General features: G+C 77.0%; 4 protein-coding genes and 2 pseudogenes. All 6 read right to left on the bottom strand.

The window, feature by feature from the left end; genetic code table 11:
- Positions 1–302: pseudogene (locus B0E53_RS32930) on the bottom strand (D-beta-D-heptose 1-phosphate adenosyltransferase); the annotation flags it as partial.
- Between the two features lie 11 nt (positions 303–313).
- Complete coding sequence (locus B0E53_RS32935) at positions 314–1,006, bottom strand: SIS domain-containing protein (RefSeq protein ID WP_210406305.1); 693 nt, start codon at positions 1,004–1,006, stop codon at positions 314–316.
- Positions 1,006–2,223, bottom strand: a complete 1,218-nt coding sequence (locus B0E53_RS32940) for a glycosyltransferase (protein ID WP_107079524.1) — start codon at positions 2,221–2,223, stop codon at positions 1,006–1,008. The genes B0E53_RS32935 and B0E53_RS32940 overlap by 1 nt, the downstream gene beginning before the upstream one ends.
- Positions 2,208–3,182 (bottom strand): glycosyltransferase, encoded by a 975-nt coding sequence (locus tag B0E53_RS32945; protein WP_107079525.1) that lies wholly within the window; start codon positions 3,180–3,182, stop codon positions 2,208–2,210. Before B0E53_RS32945 ends, B0E53_RS32940 begins: the two co-directional genes overlap by 16 nt.
- Positions 3,179–4,807: an HAD-IIIA family hydrolase gene (locus B0E53_RS32950; protein ID WP_246835718.1), complete on the bottom strand. Its 1,629-nt coding sequence runs from the start codon at positions 4,805–4,807 to the stop codon at positions 3,179–3,181. Before B0E53_RS32950 ends, B0E53_RS32945 begins: the two co-directional genes overlap by 4 nt.
- A gap of 28 nt (positions 4,808–4,835) precedes the next feature.
- Positions 4,836–5,131, bottom strand: a pseudogene (locus tag B0E53_RS38820) (transferase); the annotation flags it as partial.

The raw sequence follows: 5,131 nt of genomic DNA on the forward strand, positions 1-5,131 counted from the left end.
GTAGAGGTGGACCGGACCGGCGGCGTAGCGCCGGCTGCCCTCGTCGACGCCGAAGGCGGTCCACTCCGGGTCCAGGTGCCGAGCCGGGCCCCGCCGGCGTCATCGGCGACCGCGGTGACCAGCGCCACCTCGGCGCCCTCCGCGGCGGCGAAGACGGCGGCGAGACCGGCGCCACCGGGGCGGTCGACGTGCGTGGTCTCCTCGAGCACCGGCACCGGGGAGTCCGGGCAGAGCCGGTTCACCACCCCCTCGACGTCCCGGTCCAGCAGCGTGTCACCGAGCACCACCACGGGTCCCGTCATGCTCGACCTCCTCATCGGGCCTGCACCTTCCCGTCCGGACCGTCGCCGAGCACCACCTCGACACCGGTCCGCACCGCGTCGGCCGGCGTCCGGCCCGCCGCCCGCGCGGCGAGCGCCGCGGGCAGCGCCCGGTCGACGTATTCGCAGAGCACGTGCGTGGAGACCAGGTGCAGTTCCTGCACGACCTGGCTGTCCGGGGACGGCACGGCGAGCACGTCGTGGCACTCCTCGGCGAGCGGGTTGGGGGCGGGGCCGGTGAAGGCCCAGCAGCGCAGGCCGGTGTCGTGTCCGGCGCGGGCGGCGGTGAGCAGGTTGGTGCTGGTGCCGCTGGTGGACATGAGCAGGAGGATGTCGTCGGGTCGGCCGTGGGCGCGGACCTGGCGGGCGAAGACCTCGTCGTAGCCGTAGTCGTTGCCGATGGCGGTGAGGGCGGAGGTTTCGGCGTGCAGGGCGATGGCGGACAGTGGTTCGCGGTCGTCGCGGAGCTTGCCGACGAGTTCGGCGGTGAGGTGCTGGGCCTCGGCGGCGCTGCCGCCGTTGCCGGCGACCAGCAGCCGCCCGCCGGTGGCCAGCCGGTGCGCCAGCTCCCCGCCCCAGCGGGCCAGCAGCTGCTCCGCGTCGCGCAGCGGCAGCAGCGCGGCGGCCAGTCGGGTCAGGTGGTCCTCCAGCACCGTCCCCCCGACGGCCGGCGTGGGCGCCGCCATCAGGCGACCACCCGGGTGGGCCGGCGCACGGTGGCCACCTCGGCGTACAGGTCCGCGAGCCGGTCGGCGGTGGTGGACCAGGAGTAGCGGGTGCGGGCCCGCTCCAGGGCCGCGGTGGCGTAGGCGAACCGGCGGATCCGGTCGCCGAGCAGCCCGCGGATCGCCGCGCCGAGGGCCGCCGGGTCGCGGGCCGGCACCAGGTCGCCGGTCCGGCCGGGCACCACGGTGTCTCTGAGCCCGCCGACGGCCGTGCCGATCACCGGTACGCCGCACGCCATCGCCTCGAGCGGGGTCAGCCCGAACGGCTCGTACCAGGGAGCGGCGACCAGCACGTCCGCCGACCGGTACCAGCGCCCCATCTCCTCCCGGGGCACCGCCCCGATCAGCTTCACCCGGTCGGCGATCCCGCAGGACTCGGCGAGCGCCCGCAGCCGCCGCGCGTACGGGTCGGTCTCCAGCAGCCCGGCGGGCGGGCCGCCGACCACCACGCACTCGGCGTCCGGCACCAGCGCGGTGGCCCGGATGACGTCCTGGAAGCCCTTGCGCTCGACCAGCCGCCCGACGGTGAGGATCCGGGGCCGGGCGCCGTCCCGTTCGGCGACCGGGCCCAGCGGCGCGAAGGTGGACAGGTTCACCCCGGACGGCACGACGGTCATCCGGGACCGGGGCACCCCCATCCGGACCAGCTCGGCGACCTCGTCCTGGCACTGGGCGACCACCCGGTCGACGGAGCGGCCCAGCCGGCGCTCGTGCCCGACCCGGCCCGGCGGGCTGGTGTCCTGCGCGCCCTGGTGGCGGCGCTTGACCGTGCCGAGCGCGTGGTACGTCTGCACCACCGGCACCCCGGTGCGCCGCCCGGCGGCGAGCCCGGCCAGTCCGCTCATCCAGAAGTGCGCGTGCACCACCTCGGGCTGCCAGTCGCCGGTGCGCCAGCGGTCGGCCAGCCACTCCCCGAACGCCGGCATGTACGGCAGCAGGTCGTCCTTGGCCACCGGCTCGGCCGGGCCGGCGGGCACGTGCACCACGTCGTACCCGTCCGGGGCGCGGACCGTCACGGGCAGGTCCACGGCGTCCAGCCGGGTGTGGACCCGGACGTCGTGACCGGCGGCCGCGAGCGCGGCGGAGAGCTCCGCGACATGCGTGTTCTGGCCGCCGGCGTCCTCCCCGCCGAGGACGGCGAGCGGGCTGGCGTGCTCCGAGATCATCGCGATGCGCATACTTCCTCCTCCAGCAGCCGGTCCCAGTCGGCGAGGAATCGCTCCAGGCCGTAGCGGTTCCGGGCGGCGGTCCGGGCCGCGGCGCCCGCCCGGCGGGCCGCCGCCGGGTCGTCCAGCAGGCCCCGGGCCGCCTCGACGAGCACGTCGACCCGGGTGGAGAGGGCGCCGGCGGCCGGCGGCACGGCCTCCACGGCCTCGGTGGTGGCCAGCGCCACCACCGGCATGCCCATGGTCATCGCCTCGACGAGGCTCAGCCCGAGCGAGGTCCACCGGCACAGGTGCAGGTACGCCCGCCGCTTCGCCAGCTCGGCGTGCATGGCGTGCTGCGGCACGTCGTCGTGGCTGGTGAGCCGGTCCGGGGGCAGGCCCAGGTGGTCGGCGAGCCCGGCCACCTTCATGCCGTAGACGTCCAGCGGGGCGAGGTCGGCGAAGTGGGCCAGCAGGTCGGTGCCGGTGACCCGCCAGCGGCGTACCGGCTCGTTGATGACGACGGCGAGCCGGTCCAGCTCGCCGGTCCACTCGACGGCCGGGGCGACCACCCCGTGCTCGACCACCGCCGTGCGGGTGCCGCCGTTGTCCCAGAACAGCTCGTTGAAGTGGGTGACGTGGGTGAGCAGCAGGTCATCCCGGTCGGCCATCGGGTGCCGGTTGTTCGGCACGTCGCCCTTGGGGGTGTTGTGCTCGACGTAGATGGCCGGCAGGTCCCGGCCGACCCGGCGGCCCAGCCACTCGCAGGCCAGGTCGAACTCCTCGGGCCGCTGGAGCAGCACCACGTCCACGTCGGCCCGGCGCAGCTCCGGCGGGGTCACCTCGACGGCGCTGTCCGGCCACGGGTAGGTCCGCGCCCGGCCCAGCCCGTACGCGCCCCGGTCCGGGGTGACCGGCACCAGGTAGCGGTGCTTGCCGTGCACGAACGACGTGGTCCAGGACCCGTGCACGTGCCACACCAGGACGTTCATCCGACCACCCCGCCGGGGACGGTGACCAGCGGCTCCGACGCGTCGGCGGGCACCCCGAGCAGCCGCAGCGCCTCCAGCACCCGGCCCGGCTCGACGGCGGACAGGCAGGGATGGCCGGGGACCGGGCAGCGCACGGCCCGGGTGTCCCGGCAGGCCGCCCCGGCGTCGCCGAGCCGCACGGTGGGCACCCGGTAGGGTCCCCACTGCCCGAACGGGACGGTCGGGGCGAAGAGGCTGACCACCGGCACGCCGAGCGCCGCCGCCAGGTGCGCGGGCCCGGTGTTGCCGACCACGAGCGCGCCGGCCCGGGCGACCACCGCCGCCAGCTCGCCGAGGCCGGTACGTCCGCCCAGGTCGAGGCCGCCCGCGGCGGCCACCTGCGCGGTCAGCTCCCGCTCGTCGGGCCCGCCGGTGACCACCACCCGGTAGCCGGCCGCGCTGAGCACCCGGACGATGCGGGTGGCCAGCTCGAACGGGCAGGCCCGGGTCTCCACCGAGGAGCCCGGGTGCAGCACCACGTAGCCCGGCTCGCCAGCGGCGGCCGGGGCGGGCGGCAGCCGGTCGGCGCGCAACCGCAGCCCCGGCTCGTCCCCGGCGGGCAGGGCGAAGCCGGCCGCGGCGGCCAGGGAGAGCGCCCGCTCCGGCTCGGGCACCCCGACCGGCACCCGGTGCCGGACGTCCAGCAGGGACCCGGGGTAGTCGTCGCTGATCGCGCTGATGTGCGGGACGCCGGCCATCCGCAGCAGCAGGGCGAGGGGGAGCGGCGACTGGTGGAAGGAGGTGAAGACGACCGCCTCGTCCGCGCGGACGGCGGCGAGCCGGTCCACCAGGCTGCGCATCCCGGCCGGGTCGACCGGCGGGGCGGGGGCGTCGATCCAGGGCAGCGGCCACTCGATGATCTCGTCGACGCCGGGCAGCAGTTCGGCTGCCGCCCGACCGCGTGGCCCGCAGAGCAGCACCACCCGTTCCGCCCCGGCCGCGACCGCGCGGATGCCGGGGCCGGTGACCAGCAGGTCGCCGGCCGCGTCGCTGCGCGCCACCAGCACCGTGCCGGCCCGCCCGGTACGCGGCACCACCGGCCGTACCGCCCGGTCCCGGCGCAGGATCTCGGCCACCGCGCCGGGCAGGTCCCGGGCGACGGCCGGCGCCTCGGCGACCTCCTCGGGGCGGGTGACCGGGGTGGGCACCAGGATCCCGGTGGCTCCGGCGGCGAGCGCGGCGGCCATGTCGCGGCCGATGTCGCCGATCAGCACGCAGCGCCGGGGCGCGGTGCCGAGCGCCCGGGCGGCCTCGTGCACCAACCCCGGGGCCGGCTTGCGGCAGGCGCAGCCGTCGGTGTCGTCGTGCGGGCAGATCGCCCAGTGGTCGAAGGGGCCGAGCAGCTCCTCGATCCGGGCGTGCACCGCGTGCATCTCGCGCTCGGTGAAGTAGCCGCGGGCGAGTCCGGACTGGTTGGTCACGACGGCCAGCCGGAGCCCGGCCGCCCGCAGCCGGTCCAGCGCCTCCCGGGCGCCGGGTAGCGGACCGACCTTCTCCGGGTCGCCGTTGTAGGGCACGTCCTCGACGAGGGTGCCGTCACGGTCGAGCAGCACCGCGTCGTACAGGGCGGGACCCGACGGGTTCATGGCCGAGAAGTTGCCCCGGGACAAGGACCTAAACATCCCGTCCCGCCCCCGGGACCGGCGCCATGACCAGGTCCCCGGCGGGGACGGCGCGGGCGCGCCGCCAGCCGCGTACCCAGTGGACGACCGCGAGCGGCGGGATGAGCGCGCTGGTCACCAGCATGGTGGCGACCTCGTCGGGGGTGCGCGGGCCGGGCGCGACGCGGGCCCGGGTGAATTCGACGGTGCCGGCCGCCCAGCCGAGCGCGGCCAGGCCGCCGAGCACGCCGAGCGTCCGTCGGGCGCGGGCGGAGCGGAGGGGAGCGGCGCGCAGCGACGCGGCGGCCA

Source organism: Micromonospora sp. MH33 (assembly GCF_003013775.1).
In the GTDB taxonomy this organism is placed as follows: Bacteria; Actinomycetota; Actinomycetes; order Mycobacteriales; family Micromonosporaceae; genus Micromonospora; species Micromonospora fulviviridis.